We start from the raw sequence: 23,660 nt of genomic DNA, 5'->3' as shown, positions 1-23,660 counted from the left end.
ATTTCAAAAGCTCTGTAGCCACAGAGAACGGTGAGAACACAGAGCGCACAGAGAAAACCTTTTGTTTTGCATTCTCATGGTTTTCTCTGTGTGCTGCTTTACCTCTTCTGCGTGCTCTGTGTCTACAGACCTTTAGACTTTCAGATTTTTTTAGAAAATTTAAGCATTTCACTGAGATAGAAAATGAATTACCAAGGCAAACATTGCATCGTTGTAGGTTTAGGCGAATCGGGCTTTTCTGCAGCTAAGTGGCTAGCAGCTAAAGGCGCGCGCGTGACCGTGGCCGATAGCCGCAATACGCCTCCTAACTTAGAACAGCTGCAAAACGCCCATGCCGATATCAAATTACGCTTAGGCGCATTCAGCGATGCCACATTTATTGATGCCGACGCACTGATTGTCAGCCCCGGCGTACCACTGACCACGCCAGCCATTGCTGCAGCCGTCGCGCGTGGCGTGCCTGCCTTGGGCGATGTGGAATTGTTTGCTCAGGCCATTGCTGGCACAGCCGCTAAAGTGATTGCCATTACCGGCTCCAACGGTAAATCCACCGTCACCAGCATGGTGGGCCAGATGTGCGAAGCTGCCGGTTTAAAAACTGTGATGGCAGGCAATATCGGCCTGCCGGTGCTGGATGCCATCACAGCCACACCGGATGCCGATGTATTTGTGCTGGAGCTGTCCAGCTTTCAGCTCGAAACCACCACATCGCTAAATGCCGATGCAGCCACCGTTCTTAATATCAGCGAAGATCATTTAGACCGTTATAAAAATCTGGCTCATTACGCCGCCACCAAGGCCGCTATTTTTGCCGGAACGGGCACGGTGGTTCTGAACCGTGAAGATACGCATTGCCTTGCTATGGCAGCAAAGCTGCAATCCCGCCAGATCATCTGGTTTGGTGCAGATAAACCACGCACAGCGGATGAGTACGGCCTGAAAGGCGCTGACTTCACTTTAACCTGCGGCAATGAAGCACTGTTAAATGCAGCAGATCTGCCGGTAGCGGGCTTACATAATGCAGTAAACGCACTCTCCGCTATCGCACTTTGCCGTGCCATTGGCATCGATACCGCGCCCCTGCTCAGCGCACTAAAATCATTCACAGGTCTTGCCCATCGGGTTGAGTTTGTTGCCTCTGTTCAAGATGTTGATTACTTCGATGATTCCAAAGGCACCAATGTAGGTGCTACTGAAGCTGCGCTCAAAGGCATGACCCGCCCTGTAATTTTAATTGCGGGAGGAGACGGCAAGGGGCAGGATTTTCGCCCGCTCAAAGCCGCTTGCGAGCGCATTTGCCGTGCAGTGATTCTGATCGGCCGCGACGCACCCGTTCTGGCCGAAGCATTGAACGAAGCGCAATCACAATTTGTAAATTTTGATGACCCTGAAGAAGAGCCGCTGCTGCCTGTTTTACAGCTGCCCACCATGGAAATGGCTGTGCAATTTGCCAGCAATTTTGCCGAAAGCGGCGATATTGTTCTGCTCTCGCCTGCTTGCGCCAGCCTGGATATGTATCGCAACTATCATCACCGTGCCGAAGTATTTATCGCTGCGGTTAAAGGCTTAGGGAGCTGACGTGCGCCAGCTATTCTCACAAGCCATCAAACGGCTGCGCCCAAACATGGCTTCCTATGATCAGGCGCTGTTCTGGTGCATTACCCTACTGCTGACCATTGGCCTGGTGATGGTGTATTCCTCATCAATTGCCATGGCCGAAGTGGATAAAGACACAGGTTTTCACTCGAACTACTTTTTAATCCGCCATGCTATTTTCCTGATTGTCGGTATTGTAGGGGCATTTATTGCCTTCGCCATTTCCACCAAAACCTGGCAGAAATACTCATCCACCCTGTTTTTAATTGGCATGATTTTGCTGCTGATGGTACTGATTCCCGGAGTCGGGCGTGAAGTCAATGGCAGCCGCCGCTGGTTGTCGCTTGTAGTAATCAACCTGCAGCCATCCGAGCTGATGAAGCTCTTTGTTGTGCTTTATGCCGCTGATTACACAGTACGCAAAGCCATCAGCATGACCGGTTCATTTATGCAAAGCGTAACCAAAGTGCTGTTCCCGATGTTTATGGTAATGGCGCTGGTTGGTGCACTTTTACTGCTGGAGCCTGACTTTGGAGCCTTTGCTGTCATCACCGCCATAGCCATGGGCGCACTCTTTTTAGGCGGCTTTAACTGGAAGCTGTTTGCCGGCCTGTTTATGTTTCTGGGCGTGGCCTTCGTGGGGCTGGTGGTGAGCTCGCCTTACCGTATGCAGCGCGTGCTGGGCTTTTTAGATCCGTGGAAAGATCCGTATGGCAAGGGCTATCAGCTTAGCCACTCACTGATTGCATTTGGCCGTGGCGAATGGAGCGGCGTGGGCTTAGGTGCCAGCGTAGAAAAACTCTCCTATCTGCCCGAGGCACATACCGACTTTTTAATGGCGATTATTGCCGAGGAGTTTGGTTTTATCGGCGTAGCGATTGTGATTTTACTGTTTGCTTTTCTGATTTTTCGCTCCTTTATGATCGGCGTACAAGCCGCCAAGCTGGAACGCCACTGGCAAGCTTTAGCCGCGCAAGGCGTTGGCATCTGGATGGGTGTGCAATCATTTATCAATATCGGCGTAAATATGGGCCTGATGCCCACCAAAGGGCTCACCTTGCCGCTGCTCTCTTTTGGCGGCTCCGGGATTGTGGCCAATTTAATTGCTTTGGGCGTTCTGATGCGCATTGATTACGAAAACCGCCAGCTGATCAGGGGACACAGAGCATGAGTAAACGTACCCTGCTCGTGATGGCTGGCGGCACTGGCGGGCATATTTTTCCGGCTCTGGCAGTAGCGGATGAGCTTAAAGCGCGCGGCTGGAAGATTATCTGGCTGGGCGCTGCCGGACGTATGGAAACACGTATCGTGCCCGAGCATGGGATTGATCTTGTCACACTCAAAATTGACGGCGTGCGCGGCAAAGGCCTCTTAAAAAAACTCAGCCAGCCCTGGGTGCAGCTCAAGGCACTCTGGGGGCGTTCAAAGTGATTTTTGAGCACCGCCCAGATGTGGCAATCGGTTTTGGCGGATTTACCGGGTTTCCTGGCGGCATCGCCATGCGTTTAATGTGGCTGCCTCTGGTGATACACGAGCAAAACTCGGTGGCCGGGCTCACAAATAAGGTGCTGTCTAAGATTGCCAGCCGTGTGCTGTTTGCTTTTCCAAGTGCGTTTCCAGGGATTGAAGGCTGCATTGGCAATCCGGTAAGAGCAGAAATCCAAAATCTGGCGCAGCCTGAAGCCCGCTTTGCAGGGCGTACTGGCCCGCTCAGGCTGCTTGTTGTGGGTGGCAGCTTAGGCGCACAGGTCTTTAACGAAGAAGTCCCCAAGGCACTGGCCTTGATGCCTGCTGATCAGCGCCCGGTGATGATTCATCAGGCAGGCGAGAAACATATCGAAGCATTAAGAGCCAATTATGCCGCTGCCGGTGTCAGCGCAGATTGCGTGGCTTTTATCAGCGATATGGCCCGGGCCTACGCCAATGCCGATCTTATTTTATGCCGTGCCGGTGCACTCACCGTGGCCGAGCTAGCCTGTGTTGGAGCTGCATCGGTACTCGTGCCTTTTCCACATGCGGTGGACGACCATCAAACAGGCAATGCCCGCTACTTAAGCGAGAACGGCGCAGGACTTTTACTAGCACAGAAAGAATTTAACGCAGCAGCACTTGCCCAGTTACTGACCCAAACCAGCCGCGGGCAATGCTTAAGCATCGCCAAGCTAGCACGCGGTCTGGCAAAACCGGATGCCACGATGCAAGTGGTATCGGTGATTGAAGAATTAGCCAAGTAGAAACGATGATGAAACACAAAGTTAAACGTATCCATTTTGTAGGCATAGGCGGCGTCGGCATGAGCGGCATTGCTGAAGTATTGCTCAACCTCGGTTTTGAAATCAGTGGCTCGGATCTTGGCAGCAATGCCACGACACAGCGCCTGGCGGCGGCTGGTGCGCAAGTGCATTTGGGCCATACGGCAGAATTTGTCAGCAATGCCGATGTAGTGGTGATTTCCAGCGCGGTAAAAGATGATAACCCTGAAGTCATCGAGGCGCGCAGCCGCAAGATTCCGGTGGTACCCCGCGCACAAATGCTGGCCGAGCTGATGCGCTTAAAGCAAGGCATTGCCATTGCCGGCACACACGGTAAAACCACCACCACCAGCCTGACCGCTTCTATTTTAGAAGCCGCTGGCTTCGACCCAACCTTTGTGATTGGCGGCAAATTGCATGCTGCTGGCAGCAATGCCCGTTTGGGCCAGGGTGATTTTCTGGTAGCTGAAGCCGATGAAAGCGATGCGTCTTTCCTGCTGCTCACACCGGTTATTTCAGTTGTGACCAATATCGATCAGGACCATATGGATACCTATGGTCATGACTTTAATAATTTGAAGAAGGCGTTTATTACCTTCTTGCAGCACCTGCCTTTCTATGGCCGCGCCGTGTTGTGCATTGATGATCCCTATGTGCGCGAAATTCTGCCGCAGGTCACCAGCCCGATTACCAGCTATGGCGTCAGCGCAGATGCGATGTTGCGCGCGGAAAACATCGTGGCGCTGGATGGCCGTATGCAATTTGACGCGGTTTGGGAAAACGGTGAATCACGCCGTCTGCCCATCACCTTGAATATGCCCGGCATGCACAATGTGCTCAATGCACTCGCCGCGATTGCAACCGGTATTGAAGTAGGCGCAGATGAAGCGGCTATTCAATCCGCACTGGCCAATTTTCAGGGTGTGGGCCGACGCTTTCAGCGCTATGGCGAAATTGCCCTGGCCAGCGGCGGCAGTTTTACGTTGGTAGACGATTACGGCCATCACCCGGTAGAAATGGCGGCCACCATTGCCGCAGCACGGGGCGCATTTCCAGGGCGTCGCTTGGTATTGGCTTTTCAGCCACACCGCTACACCCGCACCCGTGATTGCTTTGAAGATTTTGTGCAGGTTTTGTCCACCGTTGATGGCCTGCTGCTTGGCGAAGTATATGCCGCCGGCGAAGCCCCCATTGTGGCTGCAGACAGCCGCAGCCTGGCCCGTGCTGTGCGTGTGGTAGGCAAGATAGAACCGCAATTTGTGGCCGATATCCAGGAAATGCCCGCAGCCATTATGACCACAGCCAAAGACGGCGATGTGATCATCACCATGGGCGCAGGCACGATAGGCGGCGTTCCGGGCAAGGTTGCGGCAATTTAAAAAATACAATCCAGCTCTTTAACCGCGAGGTAAAAGGAGAACACAGAGGGCCACGGAGAAAAGCAAAAAATTGTTTAGTCTTTCGTTTCCCTCAGATTTTAGGTTTTCTCCGTGAAGCGCCGTGTTCTCTGTGGTTCAAGGTTTGGGTTTGAAATTTGTAGGGTGGGCACGGTTTTGTGTCCACGCAAAAAACAACAGCTTGATTGAGTAAGAAAATGAATAAATACGGAAAAGTAGCGGTTGTAATGGGTGGCACTTCGGCAGAGCGCGAAGTGTCATTAATGAGCGGCAAAGGTGTTCTGGAAGCCCTATTGGCACGCGGCGTGGATGCGCACGCTTTTGATCCGGCCACAAAGCCGCTTGATGCATTAAAAACCGAAGGCTTTGATCGTGCATTTCTGATTTTGCACGGCCCGTTTGGTGAAGATGGCACTTTGCAAGGCGCGCTTGAAGTGATGGGCATCCCTTACACGGGTTGTGGTGTATTGGCTTCTGCCCTTGGTATGGATAAGCTGCGCAGCAAGTTAATCTGGCAAGCGCTTGGCCTGCCGATTCCGGCTTTCGAAATTTTGACTGAGAGCAGCGATTTTACTGCGATTGAACAAAAGCTTGGCCTGCCATTATTTGTTAAACCAGCCTGTGAAGGCTCCAGTATTGGTGTAAGCAAAGTAAAAAATACCGGAGAACTCGCTAGCGCGTTCAAAGAAGCTTACAAATACGACAAGATTGTGATTGCAGAACAGTTCATTGGTGGGGGAGAATACACCGCCGCTGTACTGGGCGAACAGGTTTTGTCATTTGTAAAAATCGAGCCCGCTACAGAATTCTACGATTATGAAGCCAAATATATCCGCGACGACACGGTTTATCGCTGTCCAGCGGGTTTGTCTGCACAACTCAACGAGCAAATTGCCGGCTATGTCAAACAAGCTTTCTGGGCGCTTGGCGGTAAAGGCTGGGCGCGTATCGATTTCTTAATGGATGAAGCAGGCAAACCTTATTTATTAGAAGCCAATACCGCGCCAGGCATGACTTCGCATAGTTTATTTCCTATGGCAGCACGTGAAGCGGGTTTAAGTTACGAGGATTTGGTTTTGCAAGTATTAAACAGCACGCTGGAATAAAAAACGGTGATTTTATTAAGCCATTTCAGCCCACAAGTCATTGCATCGAGGTTCGCCCATGTGGGATAAGCCTCAGCTGTTAATGTGGTTTGCCAATTTGCTGACTGCATTAGCTTTATTGCTTTTATTTTATGCTTTGCTGTTTTTGACCGTACATTCGCCTTTGTTTCCAATTAAAAGAATCAAGGTGGATGGTGATTTAGTTCACGTTACACGTGAGCAATTGCAATACGTTATTAAACACGAACTGACCGGGACATTTTTCACCCTGGATTTGGATAAAACACGGCAAGCCTTTGAAAAGCTGCCGTGGGTAAGGCAAGTCACCGTACGGCGGCACTGGCCGGACCGGGTAGAAGTAAAGGTAGAAGAGCACAAAGCAGTCGCACGCTGGGGCTCGGTGGCTCTGCTTAATAGCTATGGAGAGCGTTTTGATGCTGCATCCAATGATCAGCTGCCCATTCTGGAAGGGCCGGAAGGTACAGAAAAAGTCATGATTGATGGCTTTGCAAAGCTGCATAAAACCTTGCAGCCTCTGGGAAAAAAAACGACCCATGTCTGGCTTTCCGAACGCAGAGCCTGGCGCTTTGAGCTGGATCATCAGCTGGTTATTGAAGTAGGCAGAGACGAGGCAGTTACCAGAACAGCACGATTTGTAACGGCCTACCCCAATTCTCTGGCTTTATTAAAACAGCCTTTTGAATATGTGGATTTGCGTTACCCCAATGGCTTTGCAGTTCGATTGCCAGAGTACAAGCCGGTAGAGAGTAAACCCGGGGAGAAGCCAGCTGTTCCGGCCAAACCCGCAGCAGCTAAACCGGCTTGACGATGTCGTGTTTTAAATATGGCAGTGCGGGCAAAACCCGCCACAAACAAAAAATTCAGCGATACGATTTTCATATCAAATCGTTTTTAAAAAGTAAGACATTGAGTAAAGAGGTTGTCAGATGACCAGAGATAGCAAAAACATCATTGTCGGGCTGGACATTGGAACATCCAAAGTGGTGGCTGTTGTCGCCGAAATCAAAGAAGACGGTGCGCTCAATGTGATCGGTCTGGGCTCGGCTGCTTCACGCGGTTTGAAGCGTGGCGTAGTGGTCGATATTGAAAAAACAGTTGCAGCCATCCAATCCGCTTTAGGCGAAGCCGAGCTGATGGCCGATTGCAAAATCAGCCAGGTTTTTACCGGCATTGCAGGCAGCCATATCAAGAGTATTAACTCTGACGGCATGGTTGCCATTAAAGATAAAGAAGTTACTTCTGCCGATGTAGACCGCGTGATCGAAACCGCCAGTGCAGTCAATATCCCGACTGACCATCAGGTTCTGCACATCCTGGCGCAGGAATACATGATAGACGGCCAGGAAGGCGTAAAAGAGCCGATGGGCATGTCGGGTGTGCGTTTACATGTCAACGTGCATATCGTCAGCGGTGCCGTCAGCGCGGTGCAAAACATCACCAAATGTGTACGTCGCTGCGGGCTGGAAATTGAAGAGGTGGTATTGCAACCACTGGCTTCATCCTATTCGGTACTGACCGAAGACGAAAAAGATTTAGGTGTTTGCCTGGTTGATATTGGTGGCGGCACCACCGATCTGGCGATATTTATTGGCGGCGCAATCCGCCATACCGCCGTGATACCGATTGCCGGCGATCAGGTCACCAACGATATCGCCATGGCGTTGCGTACCCCGACTTCGGAAGCCGAAACAATCAAGTTACAACATGGTGTGGCACTACGCCATATGAGCGACCCGGCGCAAATGATCGAAGTACCGGGTGTAGGCGAGCGCGGTGCCCGGCAAATGAGCCGCCATACTCTGGCAGAAGTCATTGAGCCACGCGTTGAAGAACTCTACGGTTTAGTTCAACAGGAGTTACGCCGTTCCGGTTTTGAAGGCCGCCTATCCAGCGGTATTGTAATTACCGGAGGAGCCGCAATGATGCCCGGCATGGTTGAGCTTGGGGAGGAGATTTTCCATATGCCATTACGGATGGGCACCCCGAAGTATGTGGGTGGCCTTGCCGAAGTGGTTAAAAACCCGCGCTATTCCACAGCGGTGGGTTTGTTGTTAATCGCACGTGAACAATTACTAAAAAACCCCGTACACAGGGGTAAAGATGGCGGTGTAGGGGATATTTTTGGCCGCATGAAATCATGGTTTCAAAACACATTTTAAATTCGGGTAAGCATCAGCGGCCAGGGAAATACCCCAAAGCCGCCTAAATCGGGCAACGCAAGGAGAGCAACATGGCATTAACTTTCGAAGTGCAAGAAGTTGCACATCACGTCAATATTAAGGTGATCGGTGTCGGCGGCGCAGGCTGCAACGCGATCAATAATATGATCGAACATGCATTAAGCGGCGTGCAGTTTATTGCCGCTAATACCGATGTACAGGTACTGAAACTATCCAAGGCAACAGATATAGTGCAATTGGGCTCTACAGGTTTTGGTGCAGGTTGCGATCCTGAAGTCGCTCGCGAAGCGGCCGAAGCCGACCGTGAGCGCATTGGTGAGCTGATCAGTGGCGCCAATCTCTTGTTTATCACCGCAGGTATGGGCGGTGGTACAGGAACTGGCGCATCCCCTGTGATCGCACAGATTGCCCGTGAAAAAGGCATTTTTACCGTGGGCGTAGTCACCAAGCCCGGTCTTGACGAAGGCTCGCGCCAGAAAGTGGCTCAAGCCGGTATCGACGAGCTTTCACGCGCTGTTGATTCGCTGATCATTGTCTCCAATCAAAAGCTGGAAGAAGTGCTTGGCGAAGACGTTACTGTTGATGAAGCCTTCCGTGCTGCTGATGATGTACTGCGTAATGCCGTCGCGTCGATCGTAGAAATCATCCAGTACCCAGGCCTGATCAACGTTGACTTTGCCGACGTTAAAACTGTGATGCAGGAAAAAGGCATGGCGATGATGGGATCGGCCTTTGCTGCAGGCGAAAACCGAGCGATCCGCGCAACTGAAGAAGCCATCAGCTGCCCGCTTCTGGACAACATCAATTTCAAAGGTGCACGTGGTGTGTTGCTAAATATCAGCGCCAGCCGTGCCAGCCTGAAGAAAAGCGAAATCACCCGCGCCCGCGAAATCATTCAGTCGCATGTTGCAGAAGATGCCATGGTTAAACACGGTGTGGTTTACGACGAAAGCCTGGGCGAGCAAATCCGCATTACCATTATCGCCACCGGTATGGGTAATACGGCCACCAAGCCGCAGCTATCTGTCGTGCAGACACCGCAACTTAAAACCGGCACAGACAATCACTCTGGCGAGCCGGATTGGGGTGCTTACGATTTACCTCCGGGTTTCCGCCCGAATAATCGCAGTACCCGTGGTGCAAACGGTGATGTGGCAACAACCACCCGCCCTTCCACCTCTAATGTAGATATGGATATCCCTGCTTTCTTGCGCCGTCAGGCAGATTAATGATGGAAAAGAGTGTAGAGCTGCACCACAGCTCTACGCACAGTGGATGTCCCAGACAGAGATAAAGGCATTGTCTATTGGCAAGATTGCAAAGATCAATCCAGCTTACTACCCGGTGCTGGTAAGATTGAGGTCTGTTGATTAAAGAGACCAATATGTTTCAGCAACGCACTCTGAAGACGACTATCCGCGCCGTTGGTGTGGGCCTGCATTCCGGCGAGCGGGTAACCCTCGTCCTAAAACCGGCCCCGGTTAATAGCGGGATCGTTTTCCACCGCGTCGATTTGCCCGAGTCGACGCCATTCAGAGTTACGCCTGCGCTGGTCAACGACACGCGGCTCTCCTCCACGCTCGTCAAAGACGGCGTACGTGTCGGCACGATCGAGCACATCATGTCCGCATTTGCGGGGCTAGGCATCGACAATGCAGTTGTTGAAGTCGATGCTCCGGAAATGCCGATTATGGATGGATCGGCAGCGCCTTTTATCTATCTGTTGCAATCAGCAGGTATCGTGGATCAGCATGCGGCCAAGCAGTTTGTTCGTGTACTGAAACCCATCGAAGTCTGCGAAGGTGATAAATGGGTGAGATTACTGCCGCATGATGGTTACAAGGTGGCGCTCACCATCGATTTTGCCCACCCAGCATTTAAAAAATCGGCCCAGACGATCACCCTTGATTTTGCCGACACAAATTATGTCAGTGAAATCGCCCGCGCCCGTACCTTTGGCTTTATCCATGAAGTAGAATACCTGCGTATGAATGGCCTGGCCCGTGGCGGCAGCATGGATAACGCCATTGTAATTGATGAATACCGCATTCTGAATGAGGGCGGTCTGCGTTTTGAAGACGAATTTGTCCGCCACAAAGTGCTTGATCTGGTCGGAGATTTATACATCCTCGGCCGCCCGCTGATTGCCGCTTTCGAAGGCTATAAATCGGGTCACGCCATGAATAACAAGCTGCTGCGCGCCCTGCTCGACGACGAATCCTCCTACGAGATTGTCAGCTTCGAAAACAGGGACGACGTGCCCAGCTCATTCCACGATTTACCTGCCTTGGGAATCTGATGTTTATTGTCCTGCGCCTGCTATTTGTTCTCGCCGTATTAGGCATTGCTTACTGCGCTTTCAAATATCAGGGCAGCCGCGACCCCAGCTGGCTGCGCCTCATCAAATGGATTCTGTATTCGACACTGGGTTTACTGGTGATCTTTTTTGTGGGGCTGCTGATAGAGCGGCTATGGGTGGGCTAGCACGATAGGCATCACTAAAAAGCTAACTTAATAACTGATATTGCATAGCGATCTTCTTTTTAGTGCCTTCGGCTCGTTGATTTAGGAGCGTTCACCCCCGCGGGGGCATTCTTTTCTTGAACGACCAAGAAAAAACCCAATGCCGCAACCTCAAAAACACGAAGGCTCCTGCGCTGTGGATAACCGAGCCGGTGGCGGGTGGGATTGACTCCTTCCTAGCACCCAAGTGCAGATTCTTATCAATTTATCCCCCGTTCTTATCGGATTTCGCCACCTGCGCTTTCGCATTTATCCGGTGGACTTGAGAGGCAGCACCCGACCCTATCCGGACGTTGGTGCCACGGTCGATTGAAGGTCTGCTTTCACCAGCAACCGGTCGATTACGGTTAGGATCGCTAACTATTTCATTACTGATAGGTGCTGTGATAGCGGTGAACGACATCACGTACTGGTCAAACACTAATATTGGCGTATTCTGTTAGTAGGGTGGCGCGTTCCGCATATAGTCGTCAGGACATTATTCCCTATACTCCTTACATGCACTTCCGAAGTGCCAACTGTATGTTTAACCAGCTCAAGGAGTTTGCAATGTCCAAACAAGTCGCCCTTATTACCGGCGGTGCTACCGGCATCGGTAAAGCTGTAGCCCTCAAGCTCGTCGCTCAAGGCGTTAACGTCGTCATGAGCGGTCGCCGAGCAGAAGTCGGCGCGGTTGCCTTGGCCGAAGTCTCAGCAGCCGCACGCGACGGTGCCCAAGTTCGCTTCGTACAGAACGATGTGTCCGACGAAGCCAAGGTTAAATCAATGATTGACGGCATCGTGGCTGAATTCGGCCGGCTCGACATGGCCGTCAACAATGCGGGTATCTTCAACGAGTATTCTTCGCTGAACCAATCCGAGACTCAGAACTTCCGCGACATGCTTGAAGTAAACGTGATGGGCGTGTATTTCAGTATGAAGTACGAAATTGCCCAAATGCTCCAACAAGGCAAAGGGGCTATCGTCAATTTGGCATCGATTGCCGGCCTGAACGGCATCCCCTGGGGCGGAACCTATGCGGCGACCAAGCATGCGGTGGTTGGTCTTACTAAGTCGTCAGCACTCGACCATGCGGCTCAAGGCATTCGTATCAACGGTGTGGCGCCCGGAGCTATCCGCACTGACATCATCGCAGAGCAGTTGAACAGTAATCTCGCCGAACTTGAAGCAATGCACCCCATGCAGCGAGTGGGAAAGCCAGAAGAGATAGCGAATGCCATCAGCTGGCTGCTCTCGGACGAGGCCAGCTTCGTCACCGGTCACATTCTCAACGTAGATGGTGGCTTCCAAGCCAAATAAGCATAATGACCGGCTCTATTCCAGACAAAATGAAGGTGCCTGGCGCGCTGTGGGAAGGCATCAAGCGGGTTCAAATCGACCGTGCCGAGGTCGTCCGCCGGGCGGCATTGCCGCTCACCGTGCTGAAGGACGATACGCAGATTTCCACTGCACAGTTTTTCGCACTCTTTCGCGCCATCGAAGCCGTTAGTCAAGACGCCGCTATCGGGCTACGCATCGCATCTGTTCTGGATGGGGCTGTCATGCCCTTGGCTTTCGTCGCTGCTCAGCATGCTAGGGACTTCCGTGATGCGCTGAATCGGGTGGCCCGGTTCAAGCGTCTGTGCACGCCCGAAGATGCTGTACTCGCGGAGGATGGTGACCGCAGCGACATCGTTGTCCGCTGGCCACATGCTGCCCCTGATTCGATTCCATATTCCCTGGTCGATGCCACGATGGCGTCGCTCGTGGAGCTAGGCCGCAGAGGAACTTCAGAACGGTTGATACCAATCGCGCTGGAGTTGGCCCGTCCTGAGGCATCGAGGTCCGCGCTCGAACGATATTTTGGCTGCCAAGTCAGGTTTAATGCCGCGGAAGACCGTATTAGTTTCCGGCGAGATGACCTCGACAAGGAATTCGTCACTTACAACAGGGACTTGTTGGAGGTTATTGCGCCAGAACTGGACCGGCGTTTTAAGCACCATTTGATGTCGGGTTCTGTTGCTGAGCAGGCCCGCTGGGTACTGCGCCGGCGGTTGACGGCTGGTCGGCCGGACATTCGTTCGGTCGCAGCAGAACTGGTTATGAGCGAACGCTCCTTACAACGGCGCCTGACGGATGAAGGTGTCAGTTTCCAGGCCCTTGTGAGTGACACAAGACATCAGTTGGCACTTGAGTATTTGTCTGACGTTTCCTTGACGCTCATTGAAGTTGCCTACATGCTTGGCTACGAAGACAAGAATTCGTTCTTCCGAGCCTTCAGGCAGTGGGAAGAACAAACGCCATCGGAGTGGCGAGTCGCAAATCTAGCGAATCACTCAATGAATGGGTGGGGTCGGTTACGATGAAAGTTCTTATTTTTGGAGCCACCGGCATGGTGGGTGGCGGCGTTCTGCGCGAGTGCCTGCTTGCGGCTGACGTTGAACGAGTGGTTTCCATCGGTCGTTCGGCATTGCTGTTGGACCATCCAAAACTGGTTCAGGTGGTGCGTCCGAATTTTGCGACAGACACATCCGAAATTACGGATGATGACCTGCGCAACGTGGATGCCTGCTTTTTCTGCCTCGGGGTATCGGCATCGGGCCTCTCTGAGGAGAAATACACAGCGCTGACATACAGCCTCACGATGGCGGTGGCTGAGCGCCTTAGCAGCATCAGCCCGCAGGCGAGTTTCGTTTATGTATCGGGCGCAGGGGCAGACAGCAGCGAACAAGGTTCAAGCATGTGGGCCAAGGTTCGGGGTAAGACGGAGAACGCACTGCTACGCCTACCATTCAAGCATGTGCATGTCTTGCGTCCGGCAGTTATTCAGCCCTTGAACAACGCAGTGTCCAAGACTGGCTCCTATCGCATCTTCTATAAAGTCTTGAGCCCCTTGCTCACTTTTGGCCGGATGCTGTTCCCGTCACATGTCCTAACCACCGAAGTTATCGGTCAGGCTATGCTCCAGATTGCACGCAGGGGAGCGCCGGTATCTGTGTTGAACGCAGCCGCCATCTATGAAGTTGCATGCTCATCAGTAGACGCTAACTCAAAGAGATGACAGCAATCAGATAGCAATGGCTGCTTCCGAAACCACAACGGCCTTTGCTGCCGACCGCTGTTGGGGTGGGCGAGTTTCCGCTTTTGGCCGACTGCGGCCACTTGCATAGTCTAACTCAGCCGTTTCTACTAAGTACTGACCTATGTTTGATAATGACTAAATTGGTAAGTTTACTGCCTGTGGTCAATGTGAATTTGGGTGGATAAATCGAATAAGATGTCGCACCAAGCAATCCCCCGCTCTGCTTGTTCCTAGCTCCGGCGTGTTTCAAGGTGAGATTTAAGCCCTGCGCCACAAGCTGCGTTACGTACCCTGGTTACTGGGTTTTAAAACACTTAAAACCTGCAAAACAACTCAAATTAAGCTTTGTCTTTCTCAGTGAAACTCCGTGTTCTCTGTGGTTCAAGATTTGGGGTTTACTGCAAAATATCAGCTCAATAAAACACGGCCCAATTACACTCAAAACTACTGCATCACCACCCCCCGCATTTTCTGCGCCGTATAGCTCAGGCTTGCCAGCAAAATCACCACGCAAACCAGCACGGGGGTAAGCACTTCTGCTGTGCTTAAGGTTTCACCGTTCAGAATTTTGATAATCAGCTGGTTTTGTGCCAGAAGCGGCACCCAGGAAAACCAGACCGGATCGGCCCCCTGTTTTAACATGCCTATCACCAGGGCCAGCGGAGCAAGCAGCATCAGCATGGAGTTTCTGGCCTGCGCTTCCTTGTGGCTTTTACCATTGATCGCCACCGCAATTTGCAAAGCAGCAATAGCCAGCGCCAGCGGGCATAGCACAGCCAAAAATACAAATGCGTCTTTAATTGAGAATTGAAAAGCGATTTTTAATACTTCATTTTTAATTAGAAATAAGGAGGGGAAAATACTCATTACATTAAAAAACAATACGCAAACTGTAAGCATGCCTACCGCCGCCCATTTACCCAGAGCAAAATGCCAGCTCGATACCGGGTTCATCATTAATGGCTCTAAAGAGCCACGCTCCCGTTCCCCTGCCGATGTATCAATTGCGGCATACATCCCCACACCTAATAGCGTCATGATAAACATAAAGGGCAGCATTTCTTTAAGCCCTGCGCTCTGCTGATTTTTCGCCCGGCTTAAATGGCGCTCTTCTACTTGAATCACACTTAATATCTCAGCAGAAATGCCACGCAAGCTCAGGTTTAAACCAGCCTGCTCCTGCATAAAGCCCTGCAATAAAACCTTAATTGGCCGCACGCCTAATTGCGTATCTTTATTAGCCAGATCACTGATAATTTCTACCCTCGGTGCGATCCCTGCTGCATATTGGCTGGAAAAATTTTGTGGCAATAGCAGCACCGGCTCGGTGTATTCTTTGCTATGCAATTTCTTTGCATAACCTGCCCCTGCGGTTTTAATTTCAAAACCTTGCCGGGCAATATAATTGATTAACTCCGGCGCATATTGCGCCCCAACGACGCGAATAAAGCGCTTTTCATTTTGCTCATCCATTCTGGAATACGCTTCAGAGCTGATGAATAAAAAGAAGGGCATCCCCATTAAAGAAGACAAAATCACCACCAGCATGGTGCGCTTATCTCTTAAAGAATCAACCCATTCTTTTTTAAATATTTCCCAAATCATCATCCGCTCATTTCCAGTTTATTTTGTATTTAAAATCCAAGTCTTAAACCACGGAGTTTGGGAGAACACAGAGGATCACGGAGAAAAACAAAACATAGAATGATTTTTTCCGTGGAGCTCTGTATTCTCTGTGCCCTCTGTGGTTCAAGATTTGGGTTTTGTTCGCACACCCGAGTAGTCACCATTTTTGGATACTTCAAGCAAAGGCCAATTTCACAAAAGCGTCTTCAAAATTGCTTTCTGCGGCCTGATCTAATAGCCCGGCTACCGTACCCTGTGCGACGGTTTCGCCACCCGCCACAATCACCACATGATCACAAAGCCTCTCTACTTCTTGCATGATATGGGTCGAAAACAGAATGCATTTACTGCCGCCAGCGGGTGATTTCAGCCATGCCAGAAACTCGCGCAGCGCCCTTGTGGCCAGCACGTCAAGGCCATTGGTGGGCTCGTCCAGAATAATATTTTGCGGGTCATGCACCAGCGCCCTTGCCAAAGCTGTTTTCATTTTTTCACCCTGGCTAAAGCCTTCGCAGCGCCGCTCCATCAAGGCGCGCATATCCAGTGCATCGGCCAGTGCCGTGGCACGCGCATTGGCCTCGTCATGGCTCATGCCATGCAGCACGCCGTAGTAAGCAATGTTTTCACGGGCGCTCAGCCTTGGATACAAGCCTCTCGCATCGGACAACACGCCCATACGAGCCTGGGTGGCCTGCTTGCCTGCCTCCACCTGCACACCATCAACCAGCACACGCCCGGAATCCGCAGGCAGCAGCGCGGCAATCATGCGCAAAGTGGTGGTTTTGCCCGCGCCATTCGCACCCAACAAGCCTGTGACTTCGCCATCTGCCGCGCTAAAGTGAATATCCTTCACTGCCTGCACCACACTCTTAGAACGCCGCCAGCCCAGGCCCGCTTCACGAACAAATTGCTTAGATAATTGCTCGACAATAATCATGCTGTTTTCGCAAACATTGAACCATTCCTTTAAGAACCCAAACCTTGAACCACTGAGGTCACAGAAAACACAGAGTTACACGAAGAAAAGCATTCCAGGTTTTCTCCGTGTCCTCCTTTACTCCGTGTTTCAAGGTTTGGGTTTGGCACTTGGTTTAACCTTTAGGCAAGACCCACACCACAGGCCTTGGGATAGGTTTTACGCAGCTTAGGTCAGTTTTTTGCGCATCTTCTGCGTTTATAAAGCGATACACCAGATCATCCACGCAACTTTGCATCAGCATGCCGTGGCCGGATTTGCCCAGCACCACATGCCTCGCCTTAGCGCCCAGCGCTTTGGCAACGTGGGTCGCGTGCTGAGGCGGCGTCACCGGATCCAGCCCGCCACTCAGCAGCAAAACCGGGGATGCGCTTTTAGCCAGAGTATAAAAAGCCGCAGGCACAGCGCCGCGCGGCCAACTGGCGCAGACTTTGCGGTAGGTTTCACTGCGAAAGCGGCCAAAATCATCATCCAGCACCGGCAGGCGGCCAGCCTCCTCAGCGCACCAGACCGAGTAATGCATGCCTGCGAAGATCTTGCCCGCATTGGGTAAAGCCGTCTGCCCGCTAAGCGCCAGCAGCGGGTTAAACCGCCCGGCCTTTGCTTCGGTAATAGCAAAAGGCAGGCCTGCGCTGTTCACCGGTGAGTAAAGCACGGCCGACACCATGCCCAGCACGCTGTCGCGGCTGATGGTCACATTGGCTTCGGTATTTAAACGGGGATGTTTTAACACGGTAGCTTTAGGCGTACTGGCCAGCAAATCACGCCAGCTCTGTGCCAGGTTTGGGTATACGCGTTGGCAACGCGCATCACTTTTACAATCAGTAAACAGGCTGTCCAGCGCCTTTTGTATATCGCTGCCCGATATGGCGTAATCAGGCGGCAACACGCCATCGAGCACCACACGCCGCACCGCTTGCGGATATTGGCGTAAATACTCCAGCCCTACCCGGGTACCGTAGGAAACGCCAACCAGATTAACCGCAGGATAACCTTCGGCCAGACGCACAGCTTCTAAATCCTGCACGGCAATCGAAGTGGTAAAAAAGCGCAGATCACCATAAGGCAGTTTTTGAAGAGAGGCCTGGCAGCGCTTAATTTCGTGCAGCGCCCCCTCGCTATCAGTCAGCTTGCTTAAATCTTGCGACTCCGGGCATTGCAGCGGTGCAGAGCGGCCCGTGCCACGCTGATCGACAAAGACCACATCACGGCGTAATTGCAATTTACTGAATAAGTGCTCAGCCCAGCCTGCCACATTGATCGCACTCTGCCCAGGCCCGCCAGCCAGAAAGAAAACCGGATCGGCCAGCTGATTTCTATCCTGCGCACGCAGCACCAGATAATGAATCTGGATTTGCCTACCCTGAGGATCCGCAGGATCAAGCGGCCTGGCAATCTGCCCGCATTGTACTTCCTGAGGAAAGCCATCAATGCGGCAAGGCTTGGTGGCAGCTTGTGCTGAAGAAAGTAAACCAAGAAACAGCAGAAAGACAAAAGCTTGCATCGGCATCTAGATGGGTTAATAAGATTGATGCAAGCATGTCAAAGAAACGGAGGGAAGTCTAGGGCAGGTGCCAGCTAATACAATGGGGCAGCGCAAAACCCACATCTTGAAACACGGAGGGCACGGAGAACGCGGAGCTTCACGAAGAAAAATATTTCTTGAACTCAACTCATTATTTTGAGTTTTGAGTATTTATCAAATCTGACCATCTGAATTGTTGCCACTGCTCGTGGCGCGGAGCTTTTACTCCCCCTGAAAACGCGCCGAGGCGGGGTTTCTTTGATGTCTATTTGAGCGAGCCTGCGAGCAAGTTTCGCAGCAGCCAACTCGCTTGGGCCGCCACAGGGGCTTTCGTGCTTTGCTATTGTCGCTTGGCTTCGTTTCTTGACGAAGCAAGAAGGAAGGCCCCTCAGTGGCTAACCGCCCAAAAATCAACGTGCCGAGGGCACTAAAAAGGTCTTTTTGTCTTTTTGCCTGGTGGCAATGACGCTTCATGATAAAAGCGCAAATCTTCACTCAATTATGTTTCAACATTTAACGCAGACAGAGCCTTTACCAAGGGGAAGCCAAGGTCAAAATCACTTAAGTGAACGGCATTACGGTTAGGGAGGGCACGTTTTTTGTACCCCCCCATCAATCAACTCACCATTTCCCGCGGATAAATCCTCACCAGCACGATTCTTGGCCCGTTCATTTTTTTAACCACGGCGTCAAAATGTTCGAACTGAACCCGCTGGCCTTCCGAGGGCAAATCACCCAACTGCTGCATGATCAGGCCACCTACCGAATCGACATCGGTGTCTTCAATATCAATGCCTAAGGCACGCTCCAAAGTAAAGATGGTTAAGCTGCCTTTGCCGATCATCGAGCCGTCATCCAGCTTGGTCCATTCATTTTGTGCCTGACGAAATTCATCGCGAATCTCGCCAACCAAAGCACCCAGCAGATTGTCCAGCGTGATAAAGCCCAGGGGCTGGCCATCCTGATAAGCCACTACCGCAAAATGCGGTGCACCCTGCTGAAAACGCTTAAATAGCTCGGACGCAGATAAGCGTGGTGATACGGTTTGCACTGGGCGCGCCAGCTTTTTCAGCCGATCAGGCATCTCTCCCTTACGCATAGCAAAGAAAATATCTTTTAAGTGCACCACCGATTGCACCTGACCATTTTCATCCAGCAAGGGATAGCGGCTGTAACGATGCTGCACAATTTTATCCAGGCTGGTTTCGATATCGGCGCTGGCCGACAAAGCCACCGCCTCGCTGAAGGGATGCATTAAATCGGCCACATCCAAGTCGCGGAAATCCAATGCCTGCGCCAGTACCCGCCAATCGTCTTCGGTATATTGGTCATCCGACTGCGAGGTACGCAAAATCAGCTTGAGTTCTTCTGAAGAATAATGGCTGTCGTGGCCGGGCGCAGCATCCAGGCCCACCTTACGCAGCACCCAGTTGGCACTGTGATTAAGCGTCCAGATTGCGGGATACATTAGCCAGTAGAAGCCATACAGGGGCACGGCAGTCCACATACTGACTTTACCCGGCATACGAATCGCCATGGATTTAGGGGCCAGCTCGCCCACCACAATATGCAAATAGGAGATAATAAAGAAGGCCACAGCAAAGGCAATGGTATGCACCAGGGCCTCGTTCACAATGCCCAGAGCGCCAAATAAAGGCTCTAACACCTGAACAAAGGCAGGCTCACCAATCCAGCCAAGACCAAGAGATGAGAGGGTAATACCAAGCTGGCAAGCTGAAAGATAGGCATCTAAATCGCCATGAACCTTCAGTAAAATACGCCCGCGCCAGCCCATTGTTTTAGCAATGGCTTTTACACGGGTAGAGCGTAATTTAACTAAACCAAACTCTGCTGCTACAAAAAAGCCATTTAGAAGCACCAGCAAAAAAGCAATAAAAATCAGTAAGATACTACTACCCATATCCGGAGTTTCAGGAAACTCCAATCCTTTTTTGTTGTTAAGTTAATTCGCATTATGCAGCAACAGCGCTACTTTTGCCGCATTGCTTGGGTAAATGACAAAAGTATATGCCAATTGCTGCAGCCAAAAACCAGACAGGCACTCAGGCAAACATACCGGATAAATCGATGCTGGATGACTTATCCAGCTTTAAATAATTTTCTGTCAACCACTTTTTACCGGCCTCCTGCCCCATATCCCTGAGAGTGACAAAAAATTTCAAATTAACTGTTAATTTGGATTCAGCATTAAATTGCCCTAAATCAGCCTCAATCAAATGAAAATGAGTGCGGGCAATATGCCGCTCTAACTTAGACCAGACAAATAAAGGCCGGCGTACTTTTAACCTTGTAAACATTTGCATTTCACGCAAAAAACCAGATTGAAAAGTGATATCCATAATTCTATTCTGAATTTCTCTAACTGAATCCGGCGTACTCTTTAAATAAAGAGGCTGCAATAATACCAGCAGGATTTCTCCTGAATCACAATATTCAAACAAAGGAAAAACAGCAGGATTTGCCGCATAAGCTCCGTCCCAATACGGCTCACCATCAATAAATACACTGCGGTAAATGGTGGGTAAACAAGCAGATGCAAGGATCACATCAATACTCATTTCATGATTTTGAAAAATTCTTAATTTGCCTGAATTAGCATGCGTTGTGGCAATAAATAATTTAACCGGGCTATGCTTTTGCAAAGCAGCAAAATCAATTTGATTTGCAACCAGATCACGTAGTGGATTTAAATCAAAAGGATTCATCTGGCTGGGCGACAAGTAACGCGTCCACTGCTGCATCACCTTGGCAATAGAGCCCCCCACATCACCATGGCTTAAGTCTGTTGGCATACGGTTTGCCAATGCCAGCCAGAATCGATCCAGCGCCCGCCTTGCACCACTCGCGCCCCCCTCCATCAGACCCTGGGCCAGCACCACCGCATTCATCGCTCCCGCGCTGGTGCCACTTACACCCTCAAACCGAATACGCCCGTCCTCAAGCAAAGCATCCAGTACGCCCCAGGTAAACGCGCCGTGTGCACCGCCGCCCTGCAAAGCAAGATTGATCACTTTCTTACCCATAGCCAGCCCTCTGCGGCGTAAACCTTGCCCATGCAGGATTCAAACCGTGATATTTAGCATTTGTACTGCAAAGCCTCCTCGGTAAAAAATTAACGCAGGAAGATTAAATTCATGCTGCATTGCAGCATAGCAGGAAATGCGTTGCCAACCGTGGCACAAAGTCACTTACAATCAAGGCCATCCAATAAGAGCGATCTCACTTATGTCATCCATCATCCTGATCGAAGACGAAGCGGCCATCACCGATACGCTGCGCTTTGCGCTGGAGCGGGAAGGCTTTAGCGTGAGCTGCTACAGCCTGGCAAGGGAAGGCGAGGCGGCGATTCAGGCGCAAAAGCCTGATCTGCTGATTTTGGATATCGGCCTGCCCGACGATAGCGGGCTGGAAGTGCTCAAACGCCTGCGCCGCTACAGCGAGCTGCCGGTGCTGCTGCTCACCGCCAGAAGCGAAGAGTTCGACCGGATTTTAGGTTTAGAGCTGGGCGCGGACGATTATGTGCTCAAACCCTTTAGCCCGCGCGAAGTGGCCGCGCGGGTGAAAGCCATTTTAAAACGCAGCAGCCCTGCTGCTGCCATCAGCCATTCGGCCATCCATAACGGTCTGTTTATTCACGATGCTGCGGCAAAAAGAGTGCAATATGCGGGCAATAATTTAACGCTTACGCCATCAGAATACCGCCTGCTGATCACCCTGCTTGCCCATCCCGGCCAGGTATTCAGCCGCGCCCAATTGCTGGATGCGCTTGGGGAGGCCGCTGAAGACAGCTTTGAGCGCACCATCGACAGCCATATCAAAAGCTTGCGCGCCAAACTGCGTACAGTACGGCCTGATCTCGACCCCATCGCCACCCACCGTGGCTTTGGCTATGCGCTGGAGCAGGTTTAATGCGCTTTTCACTGCGGATTTTCTTTGGCTACTTCTTGCTGGTCAGCCTGCTGGCGGCCTACGTGCTGAGCATCGTCAGGGATGAAATCAAACCGGCAGTACGCCAATCCAGCGAAGAAGTCTTGGTTGATACCGCCAACCTGCTGGCCGAGCTGATACAGCCTGATTTTGTGGCCGGGCGCCTCGATGCGGGCCGCTTTGCCAAGGCGATTAAGCTGTTTGCCGAAAGAAATCCGCAAGCCAAAGTGTGGGGCGTGCCACGCGATAAAACCTTTCTGCGCGTGTACGTCACCGATGCCCAGGGCAAGGTGATTATGGATTCCACCGGCCAGGCGCTGGGACAGGATTACAGCCAGTGGCGTGATGTTTACCTGACGCTGCGCGGCCAGTATGGTGCGCGCAGCTCGCTGGCCGATCCAAAAAATGAGCTATCCACCGTCATGCACGTTGCCGCACCGATTACCAAGGGCAAAGAGATTGTGGGCGTGCTCACCGTCGCCCGCCCCAATTGGGCCATGCAGCCCTTTATTGACCGCAGCGAAAATAAACTCTGGCGGGCAGGCCTCTTGCTGCTGGCCATTGGCCTGGTGATTGGAGCCGTGTTTTCATGGTGGCTAAGCCGGGGTATTAACAAACTCACCGGCTTTGCACTAGCCGTAAGCGAGGGCCAAAGCGTGACCGTACCCAGCTTCACCGCCAATCGTGAGCTCACCACCCTGGCCACGGCACTTGGCACGATGCGGGAGCGCCTGGAAGGCAAAGCCTATATCGAAAACTATGTGCATGATCTGACCCACGAGCTGAAATCGCCCCTGGCAGGCATACGCGGCGCAGCAGAAATTTTATTTGAAGAAGGCTTGACGCTTAAAGAGAACGATCACCACCGTTTTACCGGCCATATCCGCCAGGAAACCGCTCGTATGCAGCAAATTGTCGACCGCCTGCTGCAACTCGCCACGCTGGAAGCAAGGCACGGCCTGAAAGACGCTGAGCCTGTGGATATCGCCAAACTACTCGATGAAGTCATTAACGCGCTCTGCCCGCAAGCAGGTACACGGCAAATACTGCACGCGCCGTGGCCCGGCGCCATCATCCATGGCGAGGCGTTTTTACTCGCCCAGGCCATCAGAAATCTGCTGCAAAACGCACTGGACTTCACCCCTGAGCACGGCCAGATCCATATCGAGCTGACAATAGCAGCACAAAGCCTGCAAATTACCATCCACAATCAGGGCGAGCCCATCCCCGATTACGCCCTCAGCCGCCTGTTCGAGCGCTTCTACTCCCTGCCCCGCCCCGCCACCGGCCAAAAAAGCACCGGCCTGGGGCTGGCACTGACCCGCACCATGCTGGAATTGCATGGCGGAAGTGTGAGCCTGGCAAACCATACGGAGGGAGGTGTGGTGGCTAGGGTTTGCTTGCCGATGGATTGAACTACCAGTGCTTAACAGACAAGCAAATTTGCCA

At 51.8% G+C, this 23,660-nt stretch carries 19 protein-coding genes and 1 pseudogene; 15 read left to right on the top strand and 5 right to left on the bottom strand.

What is annotated here, in order from left to right; genetic code table 11:
• Positions 1-183: 183 nt before the first annotated feature.
• The 13 genes and pseudogenes from murD to EJO50_RS15005 all read left to right on the top strand — a co-directional run bounded on the left by murD (position 184) and on the right by EJO50_RS15005 (position 14,115).
• Positions 184-1,578 carry a UDP-N-acetylmuramoyl-L-alanine--D-glutamate ligase gene (gene murD, locus EJO50_RS15065; RefSeq protein ID WP_125975516.1) on the top strand — a complete coding sequence of 465 codons (1,395 nt, stop codon included), beginning with the start codon at positions 184-186 and terminating at the stop codon, positions 1,576-1,578.
• Position 1,579: 1 nt separating this feature from the next.
• On the top strand, positions 1,580-2,767 hold the full coding sequence (ftsW, locus tag EJO50_RS15060) for a putative lipid II flippase FtsW (RefSeq protein ID WP_233702114.1): 1,188 nt from the start codon (positions 1,580-1,582) through the stop codon (positions 2,765-2,767).
• Positions 2,764-3,830, top strand: a pseudogene (gene murG, locus EJO50_RS15055) (undecaprenyldiphospho-muramoylpentapeptide beta-N-acetylglucosaminyltransferase). The gene ftsW and the pseudogene murG overlap by 4 nt, the downstream one beginning before the upstream one ends.
• A gap of 8 nt (positions 3,831-3,838) precedes the next feature.
• Positions 3,839-5,227 (top strand): UDP-N-acetylmuramate--L-alanine ligase, encoded by a 1,389-nt coding sequence (gene murC / locus EJO50_RS15050; RefSeq protein WP_125976562.1) that lies wholly within the window; start codon positions 3,839-3,841, stop codon positions 5,225-5,227.
• A gap of 215 nt (positions 5,228-5,442) precedes the next feature.
• Positions 5,443-6,351 carry a D-alanine--D-alanine ligase gene (locus tag EJO50_RS15045; protein WP_125975514.1) on the top strand — a complete coding sequence of 303 codons (909 nt, stop codon included), beginning with the start codon at positions 5,443-5,445 and terminating at the stop codon, positions 6,349-6,351.
• Between the two features lie 58 nt (positions 6,352-6,409).
• Positions 6,410-7,177, top strand: coding sequence for a cell division protein FtsQ/DivIB (locus EJO50_RS15040; protein ID WP_125975512.1), 768 nt, complete (start codon positions 6,410-6,412; stop codon positions 7,175-7,177).
• A 121-nt stretch (positions 7,178-7,298) separates the two neighbouring features.
• Positions 7,299-8,531, top strand: a complete 1,233-nt coding sequence (ftsA, locus tag EJO50_RS15035; RefSeq protein ID WP_125975510.1) for a cell division protein FtsA — start codon at positions 7,299-7,301, stop codon at positions 8,529-8,531.
• A gap of 71 nt (positions 8,532-8,602) precedes the next feature.
• Positions 8,603-9,781, top strand: coding sequence for a cell division protein FtsZ (gene ftsZ / locus EJO50_RS15030; RefSeq protein ID WP_125975508.1), 1,179 nt, complete (start codon positions 8,603-8,605; stop codon positions 9,779-9,781).
• A 155-nt stretch (positions 9,782-9,936) separates the two neighbouring features.
• Positions 9,937-10,851: a UDP-3-O-acyl-N-acetylglucosamine deacetylase gene (lpxC, locus tag EJO50_RS15025; protein WP_125975506.1), complete on the top strand. Its 915-nt coding sequence runs from the start codon at positions 9,937-9,939 to the stop codon at positions 10,849-10,851.
• Positions 10,851-11,036, top strand: a complete 186-nt coding sequence (locus EJO50_RS15020; protein WP_125975504.1) for a hypothetical protein — start codon at positions 10,851-10,853, stop codon at positions 11,034-11,036. The genes lpxC and EJO50_RS15020 overlap by 1 nt, the downstream gene beginning before the upstream one ends.
• A 588-nt stretch (positions 11,037-11,624) precedes the next feature.
• Entirely contained in the window at positions 11,625-12,374 is a 750-nt protein-coding gene (locus tag EJO50_RS15015; protein WP_160794573.1) for an SDR family NAD(P)-dependent oxidoreductase, read from the top strand.
• 5 nt (positions 12,375-12,379) lie between these two features.
• Positions 12,380-13,420 carry an AraC family transcriptional regulator gene (locus tag EJO50_RS15010; RefSeq protein ID WP_125975502.1) on the top strand — a complete coding sequence of 347 codons (1,041 nt, stop codon included), beginning with the start codon at positions 12,380-12,382 and terminating at the stop codon, positions 13,418-13,420.
• Entirely contained in the window at positions 13,417-14,115 is a 699-nt protein-coding gene (locus EJO50_RS15005; RefSeq protein ID WP_125975500.1) for a Rossmann-fold NAD(P)-binding domain-containing protein, read from the top strand. The genes EJO50_RS15010 and EJO50_RS15005 overlap by 4 nt, the downstream gene beginning before the upstream one ends.
• A 465-nt stretch (positions 14,116-14,580) precedes the next feature.
• On the opposite strand, the gene EJO50_RS15000 is transcribed toward EJO50_RS15005, so the two are convergent.
• From EJO50_RS15000 to EJO50_RS14980, 5 genes are all read right to left on the bottom strand, one after another.
• Positions 14,581-15,744 carry an ABC transporter permease gene (locus EJO50_RS15000; RefSeq protein ID WP_125975498.1) on the bottom strand — a complete coding sequence of 388 codons (1,164 nt, stop codon included), beginning with the start codon at positions 15,742-15,744 and terminating at the stop codon, positions 14,581-14,583.
• A 193-nt stretch (positions 15,745-15,937) separates the two neighbouring features.
• A complete protein-coding gene (locus tag EJO50_RS14995) occupies positions 15,938-16,699 on the bottom strand; it encodes an ABC transporter ATP-binding protein (protein WP_125975497.1) in 762 nt (253 codons plus the stop codon).
• A 154-nt stretch (positions 16,700-16,853) separates the two neighbouring features.
• On the bottom strand, positions 16,854-18,242 hold the full coding sequence (locus EJO50_RS14990; protein WP_164521525.1) for an alpha/beta hydrolase: 1,389 nt from the start codon (positions 18,240-18,242) through the stop codon (positions 16,854-16,856).
• A gap of 637 nt (positions 18,243-18,879) precedes the next feature.
• Positions 18,880-20,184 (bottom strand): hemolysin family protein, encoded by a 1,305-nt coding sequence (locus tag EJO50_RS14985; RefSeq protein WP_125975494.1) that lies wholly within the window; start codon positions 20,182-20,184, stop codon positions 18,880-18,882.
• Positions 20,185-20,326: 142 nt separating this feature from the next.
• A complete protein-coding gene (locus tag EJO50_RS14980; protein ID WP_125975492.1) occupies positions 20,327-21,307 on the bottom strand; it encodes a patatin-like phospholipase family protein in 981 nt (326 codons plus the stop codon).
• 202 nt (positions 21,308-21,509) lie between these two features.
• On the opposite strand from EJO50_RS14980, the gene creB reads away from it, so the two are divergent.
• A complete protein-coding gene (gene creB, locus EJO50_RS14975) occupies positions 21,510-22,193 on the top strand; it encodes a two-component system response regulator CreB (RefSeq protein ID WP_125975490.1) in 684 nt (227 codons plus the stop codon).
• Positions 22,193-23,626: a two-component system sensor histidine kinase CreC gene (gene creC / locus EJO50_RS14970; protein ID WP_125975488.1), complete on the top strand. Its 1,434-nt coding sequence runs from the start codon at positions 22,193-22,195 to the stop codon at positions 23,624-23,626. The genes creB and creC overlap by 1 nt, the downstream gene beginning before the upstream one ends.
• The last annotated feature ends 34 nt before the right edge of the window (positions 23,627-23,660 follow it).

This window comes from Iodobacter ciconiae, assembly GCF_003952345.1.
GTDB lineage: Bacteria > Pseudomonadota > Gammaproteobacteria > Burkholderiales > Chitinibacteraceae > Iodobacter > Iodobacter ciconiae.
The sequence above is the reverse complement of the archived record's forward strand: the minus strand, read 5'-3'. Positions and strand labels throughout refer to the sequence as shown.

Bases quoted from the DNA above. Each gene is read 5' to 3' on its own strand.
- EJO50_RS15010 (WP_125975502.1), top strand. From the start codon at position 12,380: ATGACCGGCTCTATTCCAGACAAAATGAAGGTGCCTGGCGCGCTGTGG.
- EJO50_RS14995 (WP_125975497.1), bottom strand. From the start codon at position 16,699: ATGATTATTGTCGAGCAATTATCTAAGCAATTTGTTCGTGAAGCGGGC.
- EJO50_RS14985 (WP_125975494.1), bottom strand. From the start codon at position 20,184: ATGGGTAGTAGTATCTTACTGATTTTTATTGCTTTTTTGCTGGTGCTT.
- ftsZ (WP_125975508.1), top strand. From the start codon at position 8,603: ATGGCATTAACTTTCGAAGTGCAAGAAGTTGCACATCACGTCAATATT.
- ftsA (WP_125975510.1), top strand. From the start codon at position 7,299: ATGACCAGAGATAGCAAAAACATCATTGTCGGGCTGGACATTGGAACA.
- EJO50_RS15045 (WP_125975514.1), top strand. From the start codon at position 5,443: ATGAATAAATACGGAAAAGTAGCGGTTGTAATGGGTGGCACTTCGGCA.
- EJO50_RS15015 (WP_160794573.1), top strand. From the start codon at position 11,625: ATGTCCAAACAAGTCGCCCTTATTACCGGCGGTGCTACCGGCATCGGT.
- creC (WP_125975488.1), top strand. From the start codon at position 22,193: ATGCGCTTTTCACTGCGGATTTTCTTTGGCTACTTCTTGCTGGTCAGC.
- lpxC (WP_125975506.1), top strand. From the start codon at position 9,937: ATGTTTCAGCAACGCACTCTGAAGACGACTATCCGCGCCGTTGGTGTG.
- EJO50_RS14980 (WP_125975492.1), bottom strand. From the start codon at position 21,307: ATGGGTAAGAAAGTGATCAATCTTGCTTTGCAGGGCGGCGGTGCACAC.
- EJO50_RS15040 (WP_125975512.1), top strand. From the start codon at position 6,410: ATGTGGGATAAGCCTCAGCTGTTAATGTGGTTTGCCAATTTGCTGACT.
- murC (WP_125976562.1), top strand. From the start codon at position 3,839: ATGAAACACAAAGTTAAACGTATCCATTTTGTAGGCATAGGCGGCGTC.
- EJO50_RS14990 (WP_164521525.1), bottom strand. From the start codon at position 18,242: ATGCAAGCTTTTGTCTTTCTGCTGTTTCTTGGTTTACTTTCTTCAGCA.
- EJO50_RS15000 (WP_125975498.1), bottom strand. From the start codon at position 15,744: ATGATGATTTGGGAAATATTTAAAAAAGAATGGGTTGATTCTTTAAGA.
- EJO50_RS15005 (WP_125975500.1), top strand. From the start codon at position 13,417: ATGAAAGTTCTTATTTTTGGAGCCACCGGCATGGTGGGTGGCGGCGTT.
- murD (WP_125975516.1), top strand. From the start codon at position 184: ATGAATTACCAAGGCAAACATTGCATCGTTGTAGGTTTAGGCGAATCG.
- EJO50_RS15020 (WP_125975504.1), top strand. From the start codon at position 10,851: ATGTTTATTGTCCTGCGCCTGCTATTTGTTCTCGCCGTATTAGGCATT.
- creB (WP_125975490.1), top strand. From the start codon at position 21,510: ATGTCATCCATCATCCTGATCGAAGACGAAGCGGCCATCACCGATACG.